We start from the raw sequence: 21,453 nt of genomic DNA on the forward strand, positions 1-21,453 counted from the left end.
TCGCCGAAGCACTCGTCAATATCCGAACCTACTTTATGCCGAAGCGGGCAAAACAGAAGTTCTGAAAGAAAGTGCTATTGCGATCCCGTCAACGCCGAAAGCAGTGGGCTGTTCGTCGCGCTCACGATGCATTCAGCAATGCTGTCGGCCGGAAAGTCGAAGTTCTGGAGATTTCACGGGACGCGCTGAAAGGGACGTTCGAGCAGTTTGGGTTTTCGGTAAAAACTGCGGCGTCCTATGCGTGTATGACTGGCAAGCTGATCGACGGAAAGGCAGATACAAGCGATGAGCCAGTGAGAGGGCAAACATCCCTCCAGGAGTATATTCAATCCTTTTTTCGCTTGGATGTCGGAGATTGACACCATAGGTGACGCCGTTCTACGGCTCACCGGGTTTTAGTCGAACTCCTGCAGGTATGGACTATTAAGACTACTTCTTGCTCAATGACGGAGCCGGTGTTGTAATCATCTTACAAAGACTGCGGAGGGATTGATTTGTCCTGGGGTCGAGCTCGTTTGCCACGTACTTTTGACAAAGAACCTCAAAGAATTCGCTTCTGTCCCACTCGTCAAATGGCGTTGTTTCCACAGCTGAAAGTTCGTTGATCATTTACCGTGCCCAGAATTAGTACAGACTGGCAGTTGGACAAAGTAACGCTTCATATCATTTAACTGATATCGAACGAGGCCAAGCTTGCAGGACGCCAATTCTCCTCCACAACCAAACCAGTGGAATCCAGACCTACAGCAAAAACTCGAGCTAACTCGCGTTTGATTGCGCAAAGATCATTCTTGAACCCTGCGAGCAATTAAAAGCGCAGCGACCTGAGCCCCACTGTGCGATCCACCATGAGCACAGCGGCACAGGCGATTATGATGCTGACCGTTGCTACCGCTGCGGCGATCGGATCGAAATCAAAACGCAGATAGTCGAACAACTCCAGCGGCAGCGTATTGCTCTCCACCGATTTCAGCAACAAAGAGATGTTGAAGATGTCAAACGAAATCACGAACGCAAACAGGCATCCGGTGATGACGCCAGGTTTGATCGATGGGAGTGTTATGCGCCGAAAAGTCAGCCAGCCATCGGCGCCAAGACTGCGTGCGGCTTCTTCCTGAGATCGGTCAAAATTGAACAGAGCCGAAGCTACATTCAAAAAGACATAGGGAAAGGTAACCAGAATGTGTCCGACTTGGATTGCAATCGACCAGTTGTTATCGATGCCGATTTCGAAAAAGACGAACAAGAGCGCAATTGCCTTCAGTATCTCTGGTACCATTAATGGTGCGCTCATCAGCATTCGTAGGCTGTTGGTGAATCGCGGTGGTGCGAAACGAACGACATAGATTGCAGCCAATGTGCCAATAACGCCGTTCACAAGCGCTGAAATCAGCGCCAGTCCAAAAGAATAAAGAGCTGCATCGTAAAAGCGACTGTTAGAAAAAGTGCCGTTCTTAGAGAGAGACAAGCCCGCATCGAATATGGTCAGGCGGTTAAAAACCCGCGGATGAGAGTATGATAACCATCGGTTCGGACCGGCGTCTCCAGCACCGTGCACAGGCTACATGAAATTGACGAATTGCGTCCGTGGGGTAGTCTAAACGCGCCTGGAAAACCTAAATCGCTCATGTGAGCGTACGATTTTGCACTGCTCTTCTGTGGTTGCCGCCCGTTGTGCAAGTCGTTTCTTACCTTTTGAACGTGTGATCGAATGCGGTCTTCTGTCAGGCCTTCATTTGCGGCGTTTTCAGCGACCGCTGGCCGGGATGGTGATCAGCGGATCAGGTCCAAATCTTGTTCACGAGCTCTGAGCTCGAAGAGCAGTACTGGTTTTCCTGAGCCGGATCGTTCGATCTTGCGCCCATTCAGGTCATCGACTTCTCACACCTGTTGGCCGACATTGACGATAGCTGCATTCATGCAGCCGCCGGCAACCCCGGATTCCGATAATCTTCTTGCCGCGTCAGCATGGCCCAGATCATACGCGCCATCTTATTCGCCAGCGCGATCGCCACCAGCATTCGGGGCTTTCTTCCAAGCATACGCATCATCCAGGGATCGGTGGATGTTGCCTTGCGGCTCGCCCAATTCACGCGAGCCATGGCACCGATGATCAGCAGCCGACGAATGTCGACCTGGCCGGCCCTCGAGACCTTACCCAGCCTTTCCTTGCCGCCGGACGAAAACTGTCGCGGCACGAGGCCAAGCCAGGCGGCAAAGTTGCGCACCGATTTGAAGTTTTCCATCGTTGGCGCGAAAGCTTCGACCGCCACAGCGGTCATCGGCCCGATACCCGGCATAGTCTGAAGACGCCGCGCCACATCGGTCTGCTTGGCGAGAGAGGCCAGCTTCTGGGTCTTGTTGTCAATTCTGACGGTCTTTTCACCGATTTGTGCCAAGAGATCATGGCCTTCTTCGCGTGCGAGATCGGGGAGGTCACTAGCCGCGTCGTTCAATATGGCTTCCAACCGTTTGACGTGTCCGAGGCCCACAGGAACGACATGCCCATATTCATAGAGCATTGCGCGCAGCGCGTTCACCAGTTCCGTGCGTTGATGGACAATGCGTTCTCGCGCTCGAAATAGAACAGCCCGCGCTTGCTGATCCGGTGTTTTAGGTTCGACAAAACGCATTTCCGGCTGTCGTGCCGCAATGACAATCGCTTCCGCATCAGCAGCGTCGTTCTTCTGACGCTTCACGAAAGGGCGCACATATTGTGGTGCGATCAGCTTGACCTCATGGCCCAGCGACATCAACTCGCGTGCCCAGTAGTGGACGCTGCCGCAAGCCTCCATGACGACAACAGCCGTCGGCTGGCTCTGCATGAAACGCAGAAACTGCCCGCGCGACAACTTCTTGCGAAACAGCACCTCGCCCGTCATTGACGCCCCGTGGAGCTGTAAAACATTTTTTGCCAGATCAACCCCGATCATTATATTCTTCATTTGCCGTCCTCTCCGCTGTGTGACCTTTAAGGATCACAACTCTGGCACACTGCGATGCCGTCTGGGGAGGGCGGCAACCACCCCATCTTGTTCCGACCCCTATCGGAAGTCCTCACGGCCTTTGCCCGATCCGGGAACTACTGCTGGAATTTGTTGTTCGTCGCTCGATCATGCCGAGGTCCCGATGCAAAAGCACGCGGTGCGGCATCGCTTCGCCAGGATCGACGCGGTGTTATTTCCCGCGCAGCAAAGCTAGACTGACGGCGTTTAAAGTTCAGGGAGGAATACCGGTGCCGAAATTTCTTGCTGTGTATACGATGAAGCCTGAAGACCTCGCATCCTTTCGACGGTTGCCTAAAACCGAACAGGATGCGGTCGATGCGGAAGGATTAGCCCAATGGGCGGCATGGGAAGAACGCCATGCCGCTGTCATCCTTGATCGCGGCGGCATGGTGGGGAAGACAACCCGTGTGACAAAGCAGGGGATAGCGGAAGCCACAAATCCGTTCTGCGGTTATCTGGTGGTGGAAGCTGAAACCGCGGAGGCTGCGGCAAAGCTGTTTCAAGACCATCCGCATATCACGGTATTTCCAGGCGACGGCGTCGATATCATGCCCTTTGTGACGTGATTTTCTGCGTCCATCCGTCGGCTGCCGTGCCTCGTTGCATGCTACCAACCCTGACCGGTTAATCGGGTCGTTCGGTCTCAGCAGTGCTTTATGTTAGGCTGGCAGGCTCGAAAGACACTTCCATTTGCGGAGACGACGAATGTCACAGCAAGAAGTTCTTGCTGACCGCGGACCTTGGAGCTGCCGAAGCCTGGTATACGAAACTGTTCGGGCGCGGACCGGACAACAGACCGATGGGCACACTCGTTCAGTGGGAGCTGTTCAATCAGGCCGGAGGGGGGATTTCGACAGATAATGAAATCGCCGGGCGAGGGACGATCTTCCTGATCGTCGACGACGTTGCCTCCGAACGAGAACAGTTGCGTGACGTGGGGATCATGCTGGGTGATGATATGCCAGACGACTATTCAACGCTGGCGCCAGTGCGTGATCCCGACGGTAACCTGATCACCCTCGCGACACCGCCGTCACCGAATTATCCGCCAGCATAAATTCGTCCAGTGACAGATGGTTTGAAAGCAGTCGGACCGTTTGGCGCCTCCATCTCAGCCATTGAGCGCTTGGTTGCGCGCGCCGGGAAGCGGACATCGTTTCTTACAAGGGTTTCGTCGCCTTAGCGCCAACTGCGGTCATTGTGCCTTGTCGGAAATCTCCTTCGTAAAGCGGATAATCACGATTCAGGGGGGCTGGATGTTGTTGAAGGTGGCCTACGGTTGGTCGAACTTGCAGATGAGGTCTCCAAAGAAGAGCTTCATGCCGCCACCGACGCCACCATCATCGGTAGAACGTCACGAGGTCGGGTGGATCAGTTACGGTCTGCCCGTCCCCGGTCCGTCGAGTATTTCTATCGAAACTTTCGGATAGCTACTTTTGAGAGTAGTAAAGCGAGAGATTAGCTGTCTATTTTCGCTGGGAAGTGGTAACTCAAGACTCCCTCATTTGGATTCGCTCCTCTCCAGTTGCAGCATGGACCACGATTCGAAGTTCAAGATAACCATCCCGCTAGACAAGAGCCGCTCCGACTTTCGGGAAGTCAAAGGCCGTCTTCTTGAATCGCTTGTCGGGCGTTTCCTCACCTATCAGAGCTACGTTGTCAAAGAGCGTGTTCGTGATGCGGGTAGCGAAATAGACCTCAAATGCCTTAACCGGCTTTCTGGCGACAGCGCGATTGTCGAATGCAAGGCGCGCGCGGAAACTGTCCAAACCGACTCGGTTAACAAGCTCCACAGTGATGTCAGTCTTGAAGAGGCCGACCATGGCTGGATTTTTTCGATATCCGACATCGGGAAGGAAGCTCAGGCGAGACTGGACAGGTTCAACGCAAAAGCTGGGAAGAACGTTTTCAAATTCTTCCCGCCGCATGAACTGGTGACACTTCTAGTCGACGCCAAGGGTTTCGAACTTCCGGCGTTGCCGGGCAGCAACGGGGCTGCCGAGGTTTTCCTTTGCTTGTTGGAGGGACGAGAGATTTGGGCTGTCCCGATGTGGACACCTAACAGGGAACTCAAGGGTCTTCTGGCTTGGGGCGCTAGTGACGGGTCTCCGATGAAACCAAGAGACTTGCCGGAACTGGCCAACACGGATTTTCCGTATCCCGAGGCGAGCTGGCTAGACCACAAGCACGTGGAAGGTCCTCCAAGCAAAGATGTACAGCCCGTCGTCGAAGTTATCCCCGGCGAAGAATGGAGCGATTATCGCCCATCGCGACCTGTAGACTTCGTGGGTCGAGAGGGACTGATTTACGAGATACGGGATTTCTTTAATCGCATCCGGGAAGGTAAGACCTCCTCGAGGCTTTTCGGCATCAAGGGACAGTCTGGTTGGGGAAAGAGCAGCCTCGCGCTGAAGCTCGCCGACGAACTACGGAAGGATAAGATTTTTATTCTCCCGGTCGATTGCCGAGCTGCGAAGACTTCGTACTACGCCGATCTGGCAATGTTGCGGGCATTGCAGGCCGCCGAGCAGTATATATCGCCCGGGCCGCTGTTCCGTAGCACACCGAAGATCGAGACGAACCCGTTCAACGATCCGGCAGTGCATGAACTTCTGGCGCAGGCCCAGTCGCAGAACGCGGTAGTCTGCCTGATTTTCGATCAGTTCGAGGAAATCATCCATCGCTCCGAGCTCAGCGCGGCATTCAGCCGTATGCGAGACTTGGCACTGGCAGCGGATGAAGCGCGAGCGCCTTTCGCTATCGGCTTTTCCTGGAAAACGGATGGTACCGTCGGCTCCGATTATCCCGGATATCACTTGTGGCACTCGCTTTCGGATCGTCGAAAGGATTTCGTGGTCGACAGGTTCGCACGAGAGGATGCGGATGGCTTTATCGTACTTGCACAACGCGAGTCGAAGCAGGCCCTGAAATACAACATTTCGAAGTTCATCGTCGAAAACTACGCGGGCTACCCGTGGCTCCTAAAAAAGTTGGTGCGCCATTATATCGAAGATGCCAAGGCCGGCCGTGATCCGGGACCGTTGGGATCGCTCCCGAGCCTTGAGACGCTCTTCAACAACGATCTCCAGGAACTGTCGCAGGCCCAGACCCGGGCTATCCGGTTCATTGCCCAGAACTCTCCTGTCGAATACGGAGCTGCGGCGGACAAGTACGGTGCTGACAACGTCGCGTCGCTTGTGAACCAGCGGCTCGTCATCAATACAGGTGGCAAGCTAAACCTCTACTGGGACATTTTCCGGGACTACATCCTCTATAACGAGGTGCCTCAGCTTCCGAACACATACATCCCGACGATCTCGGTCCGTCGAATTAGGGGCATTCTCAAAACTGTGCTCGGAGCGGACCGGCTCGACTACGAGCACTTCGCTGCGAGCTTGAATCTCAGTCTCACGACGACCGACAACGCCGTCCGCGACCTGGTCAACATGGGTATCGTCAGGTCGAACCGTCTGGAGCAATATTTCGAAAGAGCTTTCGAGAACTCGGCGGCGGCGACGGCCAAGATCATCGAATTCCTGCTGAGCAATTGCATCTTCATCAAGGCCCGAGAGCTCATTGCCGCGCAGGGCGGGGCGACCTTCGCGGAAATCTGCACGGCGTCCGCACCGGAGTACGCCTTCCTTTCCATCGATGAGCAGACGTTGCAGCAGTACAATCGCCGTATCCTGGCGTATTGCTGGCACTTCGGTCTCCTGTCTAAAAACGGGATGCATTTCGTCCTCGGCGACCCCGTTTTCGACATTATGGAATCCGCCGAGCGAGTGGCGAACATCAGCGAAGTCGATATTTTCCGGGCGGCCGCACCGCCGGAGCGCGTGATCGAACTCGTTGACCAGGTCAGGAGCGGTGTCTGCAAAACCAAGAAGGAAGCGGAGAGCCAAGGTCTTCGAAACGCGGTCTTCGCTGCAAGCACCCTTGGACTGATCGTTCAGCAGAATGGCGAGATAAGCATCGCAGATCATGTAAAGGACGACATGCCGACGTCAATGCTTGTGCGGCAGGCCCTCGTGCAAATCGAGCCCTTTAAGAGCAGTCTGGCCGAAATAGAATATCCCGGCCTTCCGGCCAGCGAGCTCGGTGCCATCATTGCCGATCTCTACGGCCTGAACTGGTCTACAGGGTCGTGCGAGCGTCACGGCTCGGCAATCAAGCGCTGGACGTCCTGGATGGCTCAGTAAGGGATTAGTCGCAATCTAGTAGTACACGTGCGGAGCGCGTGACGCCCCACGCAGTCGCAAAGTCAAGACGGGGTGGGAAGTAGACTGGCCGCTCCGGAAGCAGTGGACGAAATCAGGAGCGAGAGGTTATTTTTGGATGAGCTTTTTGGCGTCTGCCTCGGCAAGGTATGGGTATCCCTGCGCCTCGTTCTCCCGGATCTCGGCCACCAGTTTCTTCGCCCGATTAATGCGCTCGTTTCACCATGCCGCTGCTTGCGTCGCGGGAAGATTGTCGAACACCGTGAAGAGATAGTCACGCTGATTGCTGGCAAAGAAGAAGCTTTGGTCGCAGATCCATTTCTCGAACAGATATGAGTTGTAGACGTAGCCGTTCGCGGCGTTCCAGATTTTGGCCAGGCGGATGGTCGGCTTGATCAGATAGCTGTTGTTCTTCTCCTCCAGCGTCGCATTGAAGTCGTTCGGGCTTGTCGACTGCCAGTCGTTCGGCCCGTTCGGAATCTGGTAGGTACTACCGTAATAGTGCAGCGCTGGGACAAGCTCAAACTTGATATGGTTCAGCTCCAGTACGATAGTCGGGCTGGACTGATAAACTTCCGAGGTGCTGTACTTTCCCTCCACGAATTTTTTTAGACGGTCGAGATAGCTCTGAGGTTTCCGACCTCCTTTTCCGAAGACGACCATGTAGTCAACGTCTGAATTCTGATCGTCGCGCCGCGGAAGGATCGTGCCCCTCGTCTGGGACCCGAACCGGAAGTGAGACTGCAGCTTGTCGCCGTCAACCTGGAACCAGCTATCCAAACGGGTGCCTAGCGTCGCGATGGAGGTGTTGATCGATTTTCGCTCGTCCTCCGAAAGGACTGCGGAAGACGCCCGGCCTACCAGATACGAATTCACGCTCATCGGACAACCTTGTCCACGGCGTGCGTCGCCTGCCCCTCGTCGACACCTTTCTTCGCTTTTTTGAAGTCTCGGTTGGCGAACAAAGGGCTGGCCTGGTTGAGCTCGTTGCGGCGCTTAGTCAGACCTTCGAGCCCTTCGGGGGTAGGTTCAGGATACGTGTAGAAACCGGTCACAGAGGAATTTCGAAGGGCAGCGGGGCAGGAACCAGTGGCTCCGGCAAGTCCTCCATGTCGAGAGAGTACTTTCCGAAGCGCCGGATTTGTTTTCGGGTATATGGACTGAGAGAGGCGGCCAAGTCGGGGGTAACGCGAATACCGTCGTCCGCCATGGCGGAAAGGACACTGGTCAGGTCCTCGACATTGGATAGCATGATAGCGTTGGCGATCAGGCTGGCGTATTTGACCTGTTTTTCCTGCTCGACCGGATCGCCGCTCTTGATGACTGGGCCGCCGAAGGTAATCCAGTCGAGAAAGTCGTTGTAGGACTCGATCTTCGTCGTCTCGGCGCGAATGGAGCGCCGGATCTGCGGGTCCGAGATATAGCGCAACAAGAACAGTGTTCTTTCAACCCGACCGACTTCCCGGAAGGCTTGGTAGAGCCTGTTTTTGCGGTTGTGCGAGCTGAGTTTTCGCAGCAACATCGACGGCAGGACGAGGCCAGCCTGAATGGAGAGGATGACTTGCATCATGTCCTGCCAGTGTGTTGCGATCAGTCGCCAGTCGATGTCGCGGGTAAAGAGATCGTCGATATGGCAATAACGGATGGATTTGTCGGCACGGTAGAAGACGGTATCGCCCCAATTGCGCATGCGCGGCATGAGCTTGATGCCGAGGAGACGAGCCAGACCGAACACAGGTTCGCTCTGGCCCTGGGTATCGGCATGAAGAATGTCAGGCCGGATCGACGATCGGTTTTTCAGCAGCCCATCCAGAATGTGGACGGCTTCCCAGACGCCGCAGGGAATGAAAGTGGTAAACAGAGCAACATAATTGTCGGCAATGTGATGATAGGCAATGCCCCCATAGGCACCATAGCGGATATGCTGAGCTCCCAGGAGATTGTTCTCGCGTAGCGGTACATGCGTGCCGTCGGCGATAGCCGCTTGTCCGGCACCCCACAGTTTCGGCAATTCGAAACGATCATAGGCGTTGATTAAATCAGTCATTGCAGCCTCGAGCTTGGCCGCATCAATATGTTGGGCATTAAGTCGACGCAGGGTGTCGGAACTGGCAATGCCGGGTGCATGTCGGGCGGTTTGGACAGGGCCAAGGTTGCAGCCGTAACCGAAGACAGTGAGAATATAGCGCTGCAGCGCCCTTGCGAGTTTCGGTTCAGCGCCTGATGGCGGACCGAAATGGCGCGTGAAGGCGGTCCAGCTGGTGCTATCCTTGAGAATATCGAGCAGATGTCGTTCGCGCATCCTCGCATGGACTTCCGCTTCGAAGGCGGGCAGGCCATCGGGTTGGCCGGAAGCCTTTTGCTGTTTAAGATGTGGCACACCGTCCGCGTCAATGGTCAATTCCGTATTGGCCGGAAAGCCGGTGTTCACAGTAGTGGAAGCGAGCGCCAACAATTCCTTCAAATGACCGGAAAAATCCTCACCGCTCGGTGGCAATCCCAGGGCATCGCAGTAGTCTGCAAGACACTCTGCGCATTCAGGCCAGGACAAAAGCTGGGTGCGATAATCGTCGAACGTTTCCGCTCCGATGACAAAGAGATCGGCCGCCTGCAATGCGTCGGCCAGATGAACGAAGACACAGACTTCGAGCGCTCGGCGATCCAGCAGTGTGCGCCCCTTGCAGCGCTTTGTTACGAAGTTCTGCCATCGCTGCGAGGCGAAAGAGAGATCGATATTGCCGCTCAGTTCATCACGCCGGGCATTGCGGTGTTTGATGACAATTTTCAGAGCTTCCAACAAACTGTGGTCTTGCGTTGTCGAGCGGATTTCCAGCAGTTCAATCACCTTGAACAGCAGGCTGCGGGTTTTCGCGTGGATTGGCCAGAGCAGCGGCAAGTCATTGTTGTGATGCCAAGCCGTAACCGTTTGACATTGTTCGGACAGCACATCGAGACCACCCCGCTCATCCAACACCATCCGGATTCGATGGCCAGCATCGGCATCGTTGGCGCTATCCTTGGCACTTTCCAGCACCTGCCCCAGGACCGCGATCAGTTTTTCCTCCATCTCTCGATGCTGATCTTGCAGCGCCTTCAGCTTTTCCTTGGCGAGAGCCTGGTTTTTTCGGACCCTGCGCAGCAGCATTTCGACCAGCTCATCGCGACACTGCGCCCGGGATTGCTGGACAAGGCAGAGGATCAGAGTGTGCCGTTTGCCAGATCGCCTGATATCCAAGAGGTCGCTCACCTCCATACTGCGGGCTTCGGCTGCGAATTGGCGGCGTTTGGTGTGAGTGATACCCTCCAGAAGTGGATCGGGATCAAGCAGGCTGGTCAGCCACGCGAGCCGTTCCGTCCACAGTTTGATCGTTTCAGGCCGCGCAGGGCCGGGTGTTTGCTTGAGACGATTGAAGCTCGTCGTCACGGTGCCCGGCGGGACAACCAGCAACTCATCCAAAATTGCGGCAGGTCCCGGCCCCAGTCGCGCCGCTACCTGACCATATATTTGCGCATGGATCCGGGTTCGCAGATGATTGGCAAGCCGATCAAGTGTGCTGAAGGCTGGAAGATCAATCGACGATGTACCCAATGCCTCAATCGCCCGGTTGATCAAATCAGCCGGGTCGCTCATCGTTGTCGCTGCTTCCGTTATGACAGCCGTGAGCAGATCTTCACCTGCGTCGGTGTAAGGCGAGACATTGAGGAACGCGCGTACTGCCGCGCGATAACGATAGAGCGTCTTGGCACCGGTCGTCTCAGTGATCAGCGACGACGGCCCCTCCAACCCAAGCTGCAAAGCCAGATGCGCGATGGTCTGCGCGTGCAGATCACCCGGCGAGGGAAAGAACCCCACATCCTGGCGCGCCTTCAGCAGCACTGCCAATGTCAGGCGACCAGAAGTTCCACGGGCCTTGCCGTCAATGAAGACAAGATCGGGTTCACTCAGACAGTACCGGCGCTGCAGTTCCTCCCGACTGAGACATTCTCCAGAGCGCGGGTAGGCGGTACGGTCAATAGCTGTCATAAGGTGTCCAGAAAAGGGTGCGCCGAAGGGGTGGCGAAACATGCGTAAAATGAAGGCGTTAGGAGATAGCGATTCGTTGTCCGAAAAGGAAGACATTTCCGGACGGAGCCGCCGTCGCATGCAACCCAAAAACCGCGCGGCACTCTATCTGCGTGTCTCGACACCCGATCAGAAGCCGGATCTGCAATATGACGGCCTTCTCGGTTATGCTGATCGTGCAGGATTGCAAATCGTCGGAGATTACTGCGACATCGCCGTCTCAGGCCGTCGCGAGGGACGTCCCAGGCTCAACGCGCTGATGGCGAGCGTTCGCAACCGGGAGGTCGATTGCGTTCTGGTTTGGAAATTTGATCGTTTCGCCCGTTCCACCCGCCACCTTCTGACTGCACTCGAGGAATTCGATCATCTCGGAGTGCGCTTCATCAGCGTTCAGGATCAGATCGATTCCGCAAGTCCCATGGGGCGCGCAATGTTCACGATCATTGGCGCGATGGCCGAGCTGGAATCCTCTTTGATCAGCGAGCGCGTCACCGCCGGCATGAAAGCGGCAGCTGCGCGCGGCAAGCATCTCGGACGCCCTCCGCTTGCACCTTGGCTGATCCACGAAATCGAAACCCTTGCCGCCTCTAGCGATCTCAGCATTCGCAAAATTTATGAGAAAATCGGCCAAAGGGTAAGCCGCGGCCGCGTCGGGGAGATCACAAAGCGCGTCCGATTAGGCCAGAAAAACGCCTTGTGACCGGTTTTTACACGTATCCTGAACCTACCCCGTGTAAACAAGAGATAGCCAATTCGGTTATTGAATTTTTGTTGAGCCGCGAAGCGGCTTGCACGAGTGCGATCGTAACCCGTATGGGCGGAAACCGGTAGAATGCCGGGTTTGGTGCCTAAGGCATAGAGCGCCGGTCGCGCAGCGACGTGCCCATACCATTCGGTCATGACGTGATTTTTCAGTGCATCTAGCTAGCCAAATCGGGTACATTGATTTACCCATGAAAAGAATGAAACAACGTTTGGCAGGAGATATGAGGGGACGTACTTTAGAAGAATGGATTGATACTCTAGGGCTTGAACAGGTCGATGACCCGCAAATACAGAAGCCCATTTATAGAAAAGTGAGCTTCGGTCCTATGGCGCTCACCGGCGAGATTGAAGAACTGATCAGTTCGCAGATCCGCGAACTCCGCGAAATTCGCGAGATGCCCCGAACGGTGCTGGCGCCTTTGCTGGGCCTGCATCATCAGGTGTTGTCGCGCTACGAAAAAGCGACGTCGAAACTGACGGTGGCCCGGCTGATCCATCTTTGCGAGGTCCTGGATACGTCACCGATGGAACTGCTCTATCCGGTCGCACCGCATTTGTTCGGTGAAACAGCCCAAGAAGCAGAGATGACGAAATCGATTTACGACAAGCTGAGGACGCTCGACGCTCCGACACTCGCGGCGATTTCGAATTTCATCCAGCATTTGAAGACCAAGGCGGGCAGTATTAACGAAAGCGGCAATAAGGATGCAGTGCGAGTCGATTCCTGATTGCCGCGCATTTTCTGAAGGAGGATGCAAGGTTGCCTCCCAACTACCGGTTTCATTGCCAGCAGTATCTTCTTGGTGGCCCATAGAGAACCTCGCTCAGGGATAGCGCTTCGTCGTCAGACCAAACTCTCGTTCTCAATTCGAAAAATTCAACCGGCAAGCTAACGTTGTAAATAGATCATTGTGACCGGAGCATTTCAGGTTGACGTATGCAACTACATGAATTTCTTTCGTGCAATTATACAAATTCTTACTTCCATATGCCCTCTGTTCCTGCAAACATCTGCAGATCTGATTGACGGGTTTTGTGTTTCACGTTTTATTGCATTGACCATAGTCGAATCATGAGGGGTTCTGATGTCTGGAAATGCGGAACGAGCTGTCAGAAGCATAAGCGATCAGGGGATGCCAACGGGTCGCCGTCGTGTACCGGGTTTGATTTTCCCTTCGAACTGCGAGATTACAACGAGACTTCGCCTGGCGCTGCTTGGATCCGTGGCATCACTTGCGATAATTGGCTTCTCACGCACGGAAGCGCGGGCCGACTGTGTCGAAGTTGGCGGCATTGTGAACTGCACAGGCTTCGTGAATGGCGGTTATACAAATACGCCAGGCACGTCACTGGTCGTGAATGTGCAAAGCGGTGCGACGCTGGAAGGCAACGTTTCCATTACCGGTCCTGGTAATAACGACTTGAACAATTATGGTCAGATTGACGGCAGTATTAATGCTACCAACAATACGACGTTCAATCTGCTTCAGGACGGCTCGTTGAACGGCAACGTTACCGTAACGGGGACCGGCACCAATTCCCTGACACTTGCAGCAGGTCGACAGATCGCCGGAACCGTCAGCATGACAGGCGCTCAGAACACCGTAACCAATAACGGTACGTTTGATGCGAGCCTGACGCTGGAAGCCACGGGAAACAACCGTTTTGTCAATAATGCAGGCGGACAGGTCAGCGGCTCACTTACGCTGACCGGTGACCGGAACGAGGTTATCAATTATGGTGTGATGGATGCCAACTTCGCCATGCACGGCACGTCCGTTGATCGTGTTGAGAACCATGCCGGAGCCACAATTCATGGCACGCTGACGGGCGATAGTGGCAAAGAGATCATCGACAATAACGGAACGATCAATGGCAGCATCCTGCTTGGTGGTGGCGATGACATCCTGTTCAACCGTCCTGAGGGTACCACGGGGACTGACATCGTCCAGAACATCATAGACTTGGGCGATGGCGACGACGTCATATTCATGCTCGGCGGCACCATCAACGGTACGATCAATGCAGGAAACGGCAACGATCAGGGATATTTCTCCGGTGGCACCAGTTCAAGCGGCCTGCATATGGATGCGGGCAACGATGTCGTGCTGTGGTCGGGTGGCAAAATTCTCAGCATGTTCGACATGGGAGAAGGTGACGATTATGCGGAGTTCCTTGGTCTGACCCAGGGGACGGGCGAAGACAATCTGGGTAGCTATCTGCCTATCGAAGGTGGGCTTGGTAACGATCATCTGGTCTGGAAGCGAACCACGGGCGGTGACGTAGCGCGTATTACGCACTGGGAGACCTTTGATCTCATCGACCATTCTGAGCTTACATTCAATAATTACAGCACACTGACCATGGGGGATGCAGGTACCGGAACCGGTTCTCTCTCGATTGACGCGACCAGTACAGTTCTGGCCGGAAATGGCACGCACACGGTCGCACCGTTTACATCCGGTCAACTGGTAACCGTTAACAATGCCGGGACTATCGATCTGACCAATAACAATACGAACACGACGGATCGCTTTGTCGTGCTTGGTGACTATGTCGGTCAGGGTGGGCGTTTGAATATTCAAACCTATCTCGGAACCGACGATTCCCCATCAGACCAACTGGTCATCAGAGGATCTGGGGCAGAAGGCTCCGGCACGAGTGCGATCTATGTCACCAACGTCAACGGTCCTGGCGATCAGACGGTTGCTGACGGCATCCGGGTCATTGATGCTGATCAAGGCGCGACGACAACGACGGGAGCCTTCACGCTTGGCGACCCGGTCGCCGCTGGCATATTTGAATACTGGCTGTATCGCGGTGGCGTCACACCAAATGTAGATAACGACAATGACTGGTTCCTGCGTTCGGAGGTGCCGACTTCGCCGCCAGTCTCCCCACCACCGCCACCGGTTTCACCACCACCTCCGCCAGTATCTCCGCCACCACCACCGGTATCTCCTCCGCCGCCACCGGTTTCGCCACCGCCACCGCCAGTGTCACCGCCGCCACCCCCGGTATCTCCGCCCCCGCCGCCAATCACGGGTGGCGGAACACCGAACATTCGCCCGGAAATTCCAGGCTATACGGTTGTGCCTTCGGTCGTGCGCCAGATGGGAATGGCCACTTTGGGAACCTTCCACGAACGGCAGGGCGATCAGTATTTGCTGAACAGTCAAGGTAACCTGACTGCCGCGTGGGCACGCGTGTTCGGTGAAGGATACAAGGAGAAGGCCGACACTTCGATCAGTGGTCTGAGCTATGACATGGCACCGAAGTTTGACGGTCATATCTGGGGCATTCAGACAGGCCTCGATATCATTGCCGCGAGGCATGATGACGGCAGTCAGGATCGGGCTGGTCTGTTCTTTGCCCATACCAACGCAACCGGCGACGTCAAAGGCAATTCGCTGGGACGTAACCAGTGGAACGTTGGAGAGCTTGACCTCGATGGCAACAGCCTTGGTGCCTACTGGACCCATATTGGTTCGAATGGCTGGTATGTCGATGCCGTTGCCATGCATACATGGATCAGCGGTGATGCCACTTCATCACGTGGCATTGGGGCCGACATCGACGGCAAAGCAATCCTTGCTTCGATTGAGGGTGGTTATCCTATCGTCTTGACCGATCAATGGACGCTGGAGCCGCAAATTCAGGCGATCTGGCAGCGTGTCGATCTGGATGACACAAACGACCGTTTCTCCAGCATCGATTATGATGCTTCAAATGGTGTCGTTGGAAGACTCGGCGCACGTCTCGAAGGCAATCTGGAACTGAACGGAAAACCCGTGCAGCCATTCCTGAATGTCAATCTCTGGCACCAGTTTGGTTCAGACGACACGGTAGCGTTCAATTCAAGAGATGTCGTTACTGACGTGGAGGGAACGCAGTTGGAAATCGGCGGCGGTCTCAGTACGCGTCTCAACAAGACCGTCAGTCTTTATGGGGCTGCCAGCTATTCAACGAATGTAAGTGGTGACAAGAAACAGTCAGTTGGAGGATATTTTGGCCTCCGCGCCGAGTGGTAGTTTGCGGGAATGAAAGAGCTGACGGCCTATGTTCTTGATGGCCAAGAACTTCTTATCCGTCCTGCTCCACTGGAGCGGGATTGGATGGATGCAACCGGAGAACGCTTCGCTTATCGTTGTCTGCCGCTGAATATTGCCAACGCGCACGGCTGGGAGATCCTATGTCCCACCGCGTTCTCAGCGATCTGGACGGGCCGACGAGCGCTTGATGCAATTCACATCAGGGGCAAAGGTGATAAGCCTGTTCCGGCCATCAGCCATTTTGGCAACGGTATTCTAACGTTCCACATTCCATGTCTGTTCAAAACGCCACCCGATTTCGATCTTGTTGTAACAGGTCCAATCAACCGGCCCAAGGATGCTATTGCGCCGTTAACCGGTCTCGTTGAGACGAACTGGTCGCCCTATACATTCACGATGAACTGGCAATTTACCCGTCCCGGAGCACGAGTTCATTTCGATGCGGGAGAACCATTCTGCCACATTTTCCCGGTTCAACGCGAACAGCTTGAAGATTTTTCCCCAATCATTAGAAACCTGTCAGAAAATCCTGAACTCAACAAAGAGTACCAAACCTGGTCCCAGAGCCGTAGTGAGTTCAATACAAGCCTTGGCGATAAAGAATCCCAGGCATCCAAAGACAAATGGCAGAAATCCTACTTCAAAGGCGTATGTCCGTCGGGAGAGCTTGCTCCTGAAGGGCATAGAAGCCGATTGCGACTGGCCGCATTCAGACGTGAGCCCGGTACATCTGAACCGTCGGACGGACGCTAATTAAACAGTAATCTAATAAAAAGTCTGATTTTTAATTGTTAGACATGCGTCGCCAACAGTCGGAATCTGATAAATAGATGTATTTTTATTCTCCATTGTAAATAGCTCAGCTAATTTTCCGAAATCTTCCTTAACGGTAAAACTTGGATAGTACTTTTTACGCGTAATTTCGCAATCATCAATATGAAACGTTACGGTTCGGTACGACGTATTGCAGCCGCCCGCGATTACTGGCGCCACAGAAATACCCGACCAACTGCTCAAACCAGTATTCCTATCTTTCGATACGATTGCTGCCGAAAACATCTGTTGATCGGCCGCGCTGTTCCCCTTCGACGAACGCGCAGAATAAATAGTGTTCGCGGTCAAGAACTGAGATACCTGTCGAATCTGCGGTTCGCAGCTTTTTATTCCCCATTCACGCGCCTGTTTCGTGACCGATGTAATCGCGGTCGTAGCGTTGTCGGGTGCTAGGTTGCCAGAATTTCTTGATGGGCTTGCAGAGGTTTCAGTTTGAGCATTCGATTCCGCTACACCTCCAGTTCCAATACTTCGAGACACGTAAACGCCACTTCCAAATGCTGCCGCTGCAACGAAACCGCAAGTCATGATTGTAATCAACCGAGCCAAATAGGCATTTTCCGATATATATATATGAAGTCTAATTGAATCTAGTGTTTCAACGTTTTCTGTCAACAGCAAAATTTGTATTGATTTAGTTATGATAGCTATGACATTATCCAATCATCTGATGGCTTCTTCGAGAAACAGCAAGGGGATTATTCGCTACTGGATTTGAAGCAGAGTAAGCATTGTTAATACGATTATTCTACATTATCCTCATTTTTGTGAATTGAACTATTCCGGGGTGATTGCTTGGACGACACTGAGAAAAAAATGCTATCTATTCATGATCGCATCATGACGCGCTCCAGTGTTGCTCATGAAGTCGGGGGCGAATCAATTTCGCAGTCAGTTAGTTCCAGGATGCCGATTTTTATGCAGCGTAGCATACTCCGATATTCGATTGCTGGAATCGTTGTTCTTGCTGTGGCTGGCGGGATTGCGCTGCAGTATCCTGCTATCTCGAACTTGCTCGACAGAATGGCCGTGTCCGAAAGCAGCGCGAAAGCGGCTCTCGCGGATACGCCATTTCTTGCTCATTCTAAGCAAGCAGGCCTCAGCACTTGTTCCAGGGTTTTTCCAATTATGGGGCAGTATTTGACGCAAGGCGCACAATACAACGTCAAGACACAGTGGAATGAAGCTGAACCTGATCGCCACAGTGTGCTGTCGCTCGTCGGGCTTGATTATAAGTCCGATAATTATTCGGGTTCCGCTGCCGGTGTGGTGATGGCAACACCAAATGGAACCCTTTGTGAAGGCACGATGGTTCGGGTTGCTCCGTTTCCCCAAACTTGTGCAGATGTTACGAAAACTTTGCCCCAAGGAAGCGCTTTGAGCAAGGAACTCGGGCAAATCGCTGTCTACACGCTTGGCGATAATAGCGGTGAAGCCATGCTTCTACCTACTAATAAAAGCTGTATCGTGATCTCCGTTGCGACGGCGGCGCAATAGATGATGCAAAACTTCAGGCACATCTTAGTTGTTGAGAAATCCCTGAGCACAAAACATCCCATCGTCAATGGTGGCCTCGGCTTCGTTATTCGCTGTTTTCAATCGAAAAGAAATGGGAATTGAACTTACATGGTGAACGTCCATGCATTTCCTGAGAACGAAATTATTGGGTTGAAAGCTGAAGCCGTTTGGACTGCGCTGGAAACCAGATATAGTTTGAAGCTGTCTTCTCACGAACATGATTATCTGTTTGCAAGATTTGTACTCGGACTGACGTTGCCGTTTTACAACGAAGATAATCCGGCCATTCATATAGAGGCTTGTCACTCGATACTTTCTCTTAAATTGTCTCCAGATCGTATCAAGAACGCAATGCATTTCGTGCCTGCAGAATCAAATGCATGGCTTCGAAAAGCTGCGCAGTCCATCGAATTGCTTGGCGGAAAACATGCTGCCAATCTACTCGAACAAGGAATAGCGTTCCCTGCTTCGGTAGATAATTCTGAGATCATTACCATCGTGGCCAATGGCCAGAAAACGGGAGAGTAATATGGCTATTTTGCTCAGCACGACAAAGCGACCCGGTGGCAGAGAAAATTTTGCAAGCAACTGGATCAAAAACCGCGGTGCGGATCGCTCGTTGCGTCGGCGATTGATGGCAGTGTTAAGACTGGCGCATCGCGTGCTTGGTTTGAGCAGGAAGTGCCTTGGATTGGGTAATCTTGGTACCGGGCAAACGGTTTCTCGGCGCTATTTTCAGCTAACTAGAGAAGCTCCTACTTCGGTCACGTCTTCCGAACCTGATGGTGTATCAACATGCTGCCGTTGTGGTAGACCTTTATTGAGACTTGCTCTCGGCTCCTTTCAGTTCGAATCAGTACGCAGTTCCGGACGGAAGTACTCAGCGTTGGCTGGCTTGTTTGGGTTAACATTCTTGTCAGCTTTTTCAGTAGATTTATCTACCACGATTGCATTTGCTGGGACTTGCGTTCAGATCGACGCTATTAATGGCAGTTCGGCCACAGGTACCGGAGCGTCATCGCCGGCAACGTGCGGGGCAAACTCGATAGCAATCGGAGCGGGGACAGGCTCAAGAGCTAGCAATTTCGGTGTCGCGATTGGCGATGACTCAACATCCACAGGTTTGAATTCTACCGGTATAGGAAGACAGGTTTTAGCCACTGGTGAGAATAGCTCAGCTCTCGGACGCAGAGCAACCGCAAGTGCACTAAATGCAACGGCGATTGGTGCTACTTCTATTGCTGATACCGTAGGGGCATCCGCCTTTGGTTTCAACGCTCGCGCAACGGGCACGAATTCCGTTGCGTCCGGTTTAAATTCCCAATCATTAGGCGCAAATAGTGTTGCTGTGGGTGCCAACAGCATCGCGACCAGCGACAATGTTGTTGTGATCGGCTCAGGTGCAACGGCGAGAAATGATTCTGGCACCAGCAATGCGGTAGCAATAGGTCAGCAGGCGACTAGTTTGGGCGGAACGGCCATAGGCTCAACGGCAAATGCTGGCGCCGTCTCAACGGCCATTGGTGCAGGTGCCAGCGCAACGGGCCTTCATTCCATGGCAATCGGCACACGTGCGGATTTTGCAACTGTTGCGTCAGGCAGCGGCGCTTTCGCAGTTGGTATTAACTCACTCGCATCAGGCACATCTTCTGTCGCTATCGGCTTGCAATCGACCGCGTCTCAGGACGGAGCAATTGCGATGGGCCAGGGAGCAACTGCATCCGGTACGAATGCATTGGCCTTAGGTGGAGCTTCATCCTATGGCGCTGCAGGTGGCGCACAGGCAACGGGTACCTCATCGGTTGCCTTAGGCGTGCGTTCCGTCGCGGCGAGTGCCAGCTCAGTTGCGCTCGGTGATGGAGCTTCGGTGGCTGCTGCCGCAACAAATAGCGTCGCGATCGGCCTCGGCGCGACAAGTAATCAGAGCAATAGTATCGCGCTCGGTGCCGGCAGCGTAACCACAGCACCACATACAGGGGCGACAGGAGCGTATGGCGGAACGGCAGCGGGCATTGCTAGTGCCGCAAATGGTGTTGTGTCGATTGGTACCGGAAGCGCCGCACGGCAACTCCAGAATGTCGCTGCCGGCGTTATTTCTGCTACTAGCACTGACGCCGTCAATGGTTCGCAGCTGAATACCGTTATCACTGGTGTTAATACTCAGGGAACGACAACTGCGAGCCTTATCGGCGGTGGAGCAACCTACAATTCTGCAAGCGGAAACATCTCCGGCTTCAGCCAGTCTGTCAATTCGGTTAGTGCTGCCGGCGCCGTGACAGGGCCGACTGCACAAACAACAGTTGCAGGAGCATTGACCGCGCTCAATACAGACGTCGTTAATACGGCTAATATTGCTGTGAAATACGATACCGTGGGGGGTAACACCGTTACACTCGGTGCAACGGGGGGCACAGGGGCGCCGGCCGGTGGCGTAAAAATTTCCAATCTGGCGGCAGGCGCTCTCGCTGCTTCGAGTACCGATGCGGTTAACGCTGCCCAACTCTTCGCGACAAATCAAAATATTGCGACACTTGCCACTGCAACAAGTGCTCTGGGCACCGGCACTGCAACTACCTTGGGCGGTGGAGCGAGCTACAATTCGGCGACCGGAGCACTAAGTGGCTTTAGTCAGACAATCGGCACCGTGAGCACTACCGGTATGGTTGGTAGCGGCGGCGCTCAGACCACAGTTGCCAGTGCTCTCGGATCTCTCAACACAAATATCACCAATGTTGCTAATGTCGCAGTGAAGTATGATGCGGCAGGTGGCAACACGATCACACTGGGTGCAACGGGCGGAACCGGTGCTCCAGCGGGCGGTGTAAAAATCACCAATCTAACGGCAGGAATTGTTGGTGCATCTAGTCTAGAAGCCATCAATGGCTCGCAGCTGTTTGCGACCAACCAGACAGTTGCAGCCAATACCGCATCAACCGATGCACTTGGCACGACGACGGCAGCAGCACTTGGCGGCGGTTCGACCTATGCAGCTGGCA

The 21,453-nt window shown here is 54.0% G+C and carries 16 protein-coding genes and 2 pseudogenes; 12 read left to right on the forward strand and 6 right to left on the reverse strand.

Going from position 1 to position 21,453, the window contains the following annotated elements; all coding sequences use genetic code 11:
• Positions 1 to 65, forward strand: a pseudogene (locus ACYSN1_RS21485) (UPF0149 family protein); the annotation flags it as partial.
• Between the two features lie 743 nt (positions 66 to 808).
• Here ACYSN1_RS21485 and ACYSN1_RS21490 read toward each other — a convergent pair.
• Both ACYSN1_RS21490 and ACYSN1_RS21495 read right to left on the reverse strand, forming a co-directional pair.
• Positions 809 to 1,558, reverse strand: a complete 750-nt coding sequence (locus ACYSN1_RS21490) for an ABC transporter permease (protein ID WP_461727528.1) — start codon at positions 1,556 to 1,558, stop codon at positions 809 to 811.
• A gap of 358 nt (positions 1,559 to 1,916) precedes the next feature.
• Positions 1,917 to 2,945, reverse strand: coding sequence for an IS110 family RNA-guided transposase (locus ACYSN1_RS21495; RefSeq protein ID WP_461727529.1), 1,029 nt, complete (start codon positions 2,943 to 2,945; stop codon positions 1,917 to 1,919).
• A gap of 290 nt (positions 2,946 to 3,235) precedes the next feature.
• On the opposite strand from ACYSN1_RS21495, the gene ACYSN1_RS21500 reads away from it, so the two are divergent.
• From ACYSN1_RS21500 to ACYSN1_RS21510, 3 genes are all read left to right on the forward strand, one after another.
• A complete protein-coding gene (locus ACYSN1_RS21500; RefSeq protein ID WP_461727530.1) occupies positions 3,236 to 3,574 on the forward strand; it encodes a hypothetical protein in 339 nt (112 codons plus the stop codon).
• A gap of 158 nt (positions 3,575 to 3,732) precedes the next feature.
• The gene (locus ACYSN1_RS21505) at positions 3,733 to 4,065 is read left to right on the forward strand and encodes a VOC family protein (RefSeq protein WP_461727531.1); all 333 of its coding nucleotides are present in this window, start codon (positions 3,733 to 3,735) and stop codon (positions 4,063 to 4,065) included.
• Positions 4,066 to 4,540: 475 nt separating this feature from the next.
• A complete protein-coding gene (locus tag ACYSN1_RS21510) occupies positions 4,541 to 7,207 on the forward strand; it encodes an ATP-binding protein (protein ID WP_461727532.1) in 2,667 nt (888 codons plus the stop codon).
• 237 nt (positions 7,208 to 7,444) lie between these two features.
• Here ACYSN1_RS21510 and ACYSN1_RS21515 read toward each other — a convergent pair whose 3' ends face one another.
• The 3 genes from ACYSN1_RS21515 to ACYSN1_RS21525 are packed head-to-tail and all read right to left on the reverse strand — an operon-like array spanning position 7,445 to position 11,249.
• Positions 7,445 to 8,107, reverse strand: a complete 663-nt coding sequence (locus ACYSN1_RS21515) for an SMODS domain-containing nucleotidyltransferase (RefSeq protein WP_461727533.1) — start codon at positions 8,105 to 8,107, stop codon at positions 7,445 to 7,447.
• Positions 8,104 to 8,280 carry a hypothetical protein gene (locus tag ACYSN1_RS21520; RefSeq protein ID WP_461727534.1) on the reverse strand — a complete coding sequence of 59 codons (177 nt, stop codon included), beginning with the start codon at positions 8,278 to 8,280 and terminating at the stop codon, positions 8,104 to 8,106. The genes ACYSN1_RS21515 and ACYSN1_RS21520 overlap by 4 nt, the downstream gene beginning before the upstream one ends.
• Positions 8,277 to 11,249, reverse strand: coding sequence for a Tn3 family transposase (locus ACYSN1_RS21525; RefSeq protein ID WP_461727535.1), 2,973 nt, complete (start codon positions 11,247 to 11,249; stop codon positions 8,277 to 8,279). Before ACYSN1_RS21525 ends, ACYSN1_RS21520 begins: the two co-directional genes overlap by 4 nt.
• 118 nt (positions 11,250 to 11,367) lie before the next feature.
• Between ACYSN1_RS21525 and ACYSN1_RS21530 the strand changes: the two genes are divergently transcribed.
• The 4 genes from ACYSN1_RS21530 (at position 11,368) to ACYSN1_RS21545 (ending at position 16,858) form a co-directional block, all read left to right on the forward strand.
• The gene (locus tag ACYSN1_RS21530) at positions 11,368 to 11,988 is read left to right on the forward strand and encodes a recombinase family protein (RefSeq protein WP_461727536.1); all 621 of its coding nucleotides are present in this window, start codon (positions 11,368 to 11,370) and stop codon (positions 11,986 to 11,988) included.
• A 253-nt stretch (positions 11,989 to 12,241) separates the two neighbouring features.
• Complete coding sequence (locus ACYSN1_RS21535) at positions 12,242 to 12,781, forward strand: helix-turn-helix domain-containing protein (protein WP_461727537.1); 540 nt, start codon at positions 12,242 to 12,244, stop codon at positions 12,779 to 12,781.
• Positions 12,782 to 13,276: 495 nt separating this feature from the next.
• A complete protein-coding gene (locus ACYSN1_RS21540) occupies positions 13,277 to 16,084 on the forward strand; it encodes an autotransporter family protein (RefSeq protein ID WP_461727538.1) in 2,808 nt (935 codons plus the stop codon).
• A 9-nt stretch (positions 16,085 to 16,093) separates the two neighbouring features.
• Complete coding sequence (locus ACYSN1_RS21545; RefSeq protein WP_461727539.1) at positions 16,094 to 16,858, forward strand: DUF6065 family protein; 765 nt, start codon at positions 16,094 to 16,096, stop codon at positions 16,856 to 16,858.
• 12 nt (positions 16,859 to 16,870) lie between these two features.
• Here the strand turns inward: ACYSN1_RS21545 and ACYSN1_RS21550 are convergent, their stop codons facing one another.
• Positions 16,871 to 17,602, reverse strand: a complete 732-nt coding sequence (locus tag ACYSN1_RS21550) for a hypothetical protein (RefSeq protein ID WP_461727540.1) — start codon at positions 17,600 to 17,602, stop codon at positions 16,871 to 16,873.
• Between the two features lie 132 nt (positions 17,603 to 17,734).
• On the opposite strand from ACYSN1_RS21550, the gene ACYSN1_RS21555 reads away from it, so the two are divergent.
• The 4 genes and pseudogenes from ACYSN1_RS21555 to ACYSN1_RS21570 form a co-directional block, all read left to right on the forward strand.
• Positions 17,735 to 18,436: a hypothetical protein gene (locus ACYSN1_RS21555; protein ID WP_461727541.1), complete on the forward strand. Its 702-nt coding sequence runs from the start codon at positions 17,735 to 17,737 to the stop codon at positions 18,434 to 18,436.
• A 129-nt stretch (positions 18,437 to 18,565) separates the two neighbouring features.
• Complete coding sequence (locus ACYSN1_RS21560) at positions 18,566 to 18,985, forward strand: hypothetical protein (protein ID WP_461727542.1); 420 nt, start codon at positions 18,566 to 18,568, stop codon at positions 18,983 to 18,985.
• A gap of 106 nt (positions 18,986 to 19,091) precedes the next feature.
• Positions 19,092 to 19,772, forward strand: a pseudogene (locus tag ACYSN1_RS21565) (hypothetical protein); the annotation flags it as partial.
• A 33-nt stretch (positions 19,773 to 19,805) separates the two neighbouring features.
• Positions 19,806 to 21,453 (forward strand): beta strand repeat-containing protein (locus ACYSN1_RS21570; protein WP_461727543.1); only part of this gene is annotated, 1,648 nt, incomplete at its 3' end.

The organism is Brucella sp. LJL56, from assembly GCF_054871705.1.

Bases quoted from the DNA above. Each gene is read 5' to 3' on its own strand.
- ACYSN1_RS21495 (WP_461727529.1), bottom strand. From the start codon at position 2,945: ATGAAGAATATAATGATCGGGGTTGATCTGGCAAAAAATGTTTTACAG.
- ACYSN1_RS21510 (WP_461727532.1), top strand. From the start codon at position 4,541: ATGGACCACGATTCGAAGTTCAAGATAACCATCCCGCTAGACAAGAGC.
- ACYSN1_RS21515 (WP_461727533.1), bottom strand. From the start codon at position 8,107: ATGAGCGTGAATTCGTATCTGGTAGGCCGGGCGTCTTCCGCAGTCCTT.
- ACYSN1_RS21525 (WP_461727535.1), bottom strand. From the start codon at position 11,249: ATGACAGCTATTGACCGTACCGCCTACCCGCGCTCTGGAGAATGTCTC.
- ACYSN1_RS21530 (WP_461727536.1), top strand. From the start codon at position 11,368: ATGCAACCCAAAAACCGCGCGGCACTCTATCTGCGTGTCTCGACACCC.
- ACYSN1_RS21535 (WP_461727537.1), top strand. From the start codon at position 12,242: ATGAAAAGAATGAAACAACGTTTGGCAGGAGATATGAGGGGACGTACT.
- ACYSN1_RS21545 (WP_461727539.1), top strand. From the start codon at position 16,094: ATGAAAGAGCTGACGGCCTATGTTCTTGATGGCCAAGAACTTCTTATC.
- ACYSN1_RS21560 (WP_461727542.1), top strand. From the start codon at position 18,566: ATGGTGAACGTCCATGCATTTCCTGAGAACGAAATTATTGGGTTGAAA.